Below are 3376 nucleotides of genomic sequence, written 5' to 3'. Positions count from 1 at the left end.
GCAAGAACTAATTGCGAAGCAAGTATAGCAAAGGAGAACGTAAAGTTTTTATGGTTTGAGGGATGTGAGGGATTTGAGGGATTTGAGGGATTTGAGGGATTTGAGGGATTTGAGGGATTTGAGGGATTTGAGGGATTTGAGGGATTTCCTCGCAGAGCTCGGAAAAATATTGTAAATTACTATCTCAACCTAAATTTAAACAATGTCAACTTATTCAAGCTTTGAAAACTTAGAAGTATGGAAACTGGCAAGAATTCTAAACACTGAATTATACAAAGTTCTCAATAATAAATTAGAGTTTTCCAATGGTTATTTAAAAAACCACTTACTCAAAACCTCTGGAAGCATTATGGACAATATCGCCGAAGGATTCGAAAGAGAAGGCAATAAAGAACTCATACAATTTCTTTTCATTGCGAAGGGAAGTGCTGGAGAACTTCGCTCACAACTCATCAGAGCCATGGACTTTAACTTTATCACTCCTATTGAGTTTAATGAATTGACAGATCGTCTTAGGTTCATCTCAATACAACTAAAACACTTCATTAAGTATCTAAAAACAACTTCACATAACGGAAATAAATATAAAAAGTAATCCTTCAAATTATCAAATCTTCAAATTTTTCAAATTAAGTGTGTAACTTTTCATTTACTTGTCAGTCTTACTTACAAGCATCGCTGCTATTATGACGGTAAAAGAGTACAATAACGCTGTAGATTTATATTCCGATGGGATATACAGATTTGCTATTAAACATTTGAGAAATGAAATGTTGGCCGATGACGTTGTACAAGAAACTTTTGCCAAAGTTTGGCAAAAACATGAGGACATCCAAGGTACGAAAGTAAAGAGCTACTTATTCACAACGGCTTACACAAGTACTCTTGATGTTATTAAAAAAGAAAAACGCAGTGGTGATATGGAAAATGTAAGTCAACAAGAAGTGGGAAGTTCCAATATTCCTAATTTTGATATTCAGGAACATTTAGAACAAGCACTAGGTACTTTACCTGAAGTTCAAAAATCTGCTGTGTTGTTGCGCGACTATGAAGGATACAGTTACGATGAGATTGCAGATATATTAGAATTGAACGCAAGTCAAGTAAAGGTGTACATTTTTAGAGCAAGAAAAAGTTTAAAGGCGTATTTAAAACGCATAGATATATTAGTATGATAACCAAAGAAAATTACGAGCTATTTTACATGGATTACCTTGAAGGTGATTTAGACCCTGCTTTGACGCAGGAGCTTGAAGCTTTCCTTGTGCTTCATCCTGAATTGCAAGTGGAAGATGATTTTCTGGATCCTATAGCAACTCCACAAATCGCTTACTCGAATAAAGCAGCTTTAAAATTCGAGGCGCTTCCTAGTTTTGATAAAATGTCTAACGAAGATAAAATTATCGCCTACCATGAAGGAATTTTAACGAAGGAACAGTCAAGCCTAGTTGAACAACTTGTGGCAAGTTCTAAGGCATTACAGGAAAGTTTTCAGCATTATGCTCAAGTTTACCTCAATCAAAACACACTAACATATCCGAATAAAGGAAAACTGAAGAGAAAGTCGACAATAATTTTGTGGCCCGCTTTAGTAGCAGTTGCTGCGAGTTTCACCTTATTATTCATGATGAATACGCAATTAGACACTCCGGATGTTCAACACGCTCGTGTGATTCCCGCTCAAAAAGACACAAATAAAATCAATACACCGGAAGAAAAAGAAGAGTTACCTGTCATTACTATGAAGGATGATAATCCAATTCGTACAAAAGGACAAGAAACTATCTTGACACAAATTACAGCTTCGGAAACTAATGGCAAGAAGAAAAATAACGCGTTAAGTAATAAAAACGAATTGCAACAAGGAGCCCTACCTAAAGAAAAGCAAACTCCTACAAAGAGTATTGAAAAAACAGGAACTACTCACCTACCTCAAAATCCATCACTTAACGATGATGAAGTAAAAACACAGCCTGTTGAACACGTAGAAATTAACACTACACCAAACAACAAGGCGATGAATAATAACAAGGAGAACGGCACTTATCTAGAAAACGCCTTACCTCCACTTGTGGATTACGCTTTAAACAAAGTCAGTAAAAAGACAGGGAAAAAGCCAATTGAAATAAAAAAAGAGGAGAACAAATCTCTTTTCAAAGGAAGGTTTAAAATAAAAATTGGTGCAATAGAATTAAAGAAAAACTAAAACCACTTCATACCGGCAGGATGTCGGATAAATTTCGAAAAAGTTCAGCTTAGCAGTTGAACTTTTTTTATGCCATATTCATTTCTCCACCTCATGTTCATGATAGTGAAGTATTTATCCTTATACAGGCAAATCAACATTACGATTGAACTCTGCCCCTGATAGAAAGGGCACCCCGCAGTGCAGCACGGTTTATTTTTATGCGCGCTCACAGGCGACCAAGAGAAGCCTGATGAAGTGTTTAAAAATTTCCTTGATGCGCAAGGAGTATACTGAATAGCAGGTAAAGGCAGCATAAACCAAAGTCAAAACCGTCTCAATCCCTAATAAAAACAGAGGCTTGCGCTAATACGGGTATGAATTGTAAAAAAAATAATTTAACCTGTAACAAATGCGTGACTAGTGAGTCTTACATACAAACACTACAACAATTGAATTCAGTTAAAAAATTAGAAAAGATGAAAAAATTTATAGTTATAGCAATTTTGAGCGTTTTAGGTGGCGCTGCATTTGCACAGGAAGATCCAGATACTTTAACGGTGAAAATCGGGAATAAAGTAATTATCATTAAAAGCGGTGAAAACGAGGAGGTGGTAATTCAAACAGATGAAAACGATAGCACTTTCCAAGGAGAAATTAATGAAGATGATTTTGAAGTTCCGAAAAAAAGAAAAAGTGAAGCAAACTGGTCAGGATTAGAAGTTGGTGTGAATACTTTTGTAAATCCGAGTTACAAAGCAGACTTTCCCAATGCTCAGTTCTTAGAAATTGATCCTTCAAAATCATGGAATTGGAATTTGAACTTCATGGATGGAAGGTTGGACATTATAAAAGGTTATGTAGGGATCACATCTGGATTGGGGTTAAACGTAACGAACTTCAGTTTTAGAAACAACTATATCTACAACTATTCTCCAGACCAAATTACGGCGGAGATGGACACCCTTGCAGACTACAGTAAAAACAAGTTGCGTATGACTTATTTGACCGTGCCTTTACTCTTAGAATTTACAACAAATCGCGAAGATGATGACAACTTTTATTTCAACGCAGGTATTGTAGGTGGAGTAAAATTGATTTCGAAATTGAAAAGAGAAACAGATACGGATGGCTACCAAAGAAAGTTCTCTGAAAAAGGAGATTACGGTACGAATCCTTTCAAAGCCGATG

At 35.9% G+C, this 3376-nt stretch carries 5 protein-coding genes; all 5 read left to right on the top strand.

All coding sequences use genetic code 11. From position 1 onward, the window contains the following. Positions 1 to 225, top strand: a 225-nt coding sequence (locus AC22ZQ_RS13555) for a hypothetical protein (protein WP_318959303.1), incomplete at its 5' end; no start/stop codon positions are given. Beyond that, positions 203 to 595, top strand: a complete 393-nt coding sequence (locus tag AC22ZQ_RS13550) for a four helix bundle protein (protein ID WP_318959302.1) — start codon at positions 203 to 205, stop codon at positions 593 to 595. The genes AC22ZQ_RS13555 and AC22ZQ_RS13550, both read left to right, overlap by 23 nt. A 58-nt stretch (positions 596 to 653) precedes the next feature. Continuing rightward, positions 654 to 1175 carry an RNA polymerase sigma factor gene (locus tag AC22ZQ_RS13545; RefSeq protein WP_318959301.1) on the top strand — a complete coding sequence of 174 codons (522 nt, stop codon included), beginning with the start codon at positions 654 to 656 and terminating at the stop codon, positions 1173 to 1175. Beyond that, a complete protein-coding gene (locus tag AC22ZQ_RS13540) occupies positions 1172 to 2206 on the top strand; it encodes a hypothetical protein (protein ID WP_318959300.1) in 1035 nt (344 codons plus the stop codon). The genes AC22ZQ_RS13545 and AC22ZQ_RS13540 overlap by 4 nt, the downstream gene beginning before the upstream one ends. 458 nt (positions 2207 to 2664) lie before the next feature. After that, positions 2665 to 3376: outer membrane beta-barrel protein (locus AC22ZQ_RS13535; protein ID WP_318959299.1), on the top strand; the 712-nt coding region annotated here is incomplete at its 3' end.

Source organism: Lishizhenia sp. (genome assembly GCF_057456495.1).
The sequence above is the reverse complement of the archived record's forward strand: the minus strand, read 5'-3'. Positions and strand labels throughout refer to the sequence as shown.